The 206-nt window shown below is 68.9% G+C and carries 1 protein-coding gene; it reads left to right on the plus strand.

Features of this window, described 5'->3' with window-relative positions:
• The coding region (locus ACPXBU_RS34940; protein WP_425761414.1) for a hypothetical protein at positions 1-206 on the plus strand (206 nt) is incomplete at both ends.

Raw genomic sequence — 206 nt, forward strand, 5'->3', positions numbered from 1 at the left:
TCGACGGTGCGGTTCGCCGACGCGGTTCAGGCGTTGACCGGTGACGGGTTCGACGTGTTCGTGGAGTCCAGCGCCCACCCGGTGTTGACGTACAACATTGACGCCCCGGTGGTGGTCGGGACGTTGCGTCGTGCTGAGGGTGGTTGGGATCGGGTGGTGCGGTCGGCGGCGGAGGCGTGGGTGCAGGGCGTCCCGATCGACTGGGC

This window comes from Micromonospora sp. DT231, from assembly GCF_049847025.1.
Taxonomy (GTDB): Bacteria; Actinomycetota; Actinomycetes; order Mycobacteriales; family Micromonosporaceae; genus Micromonospora.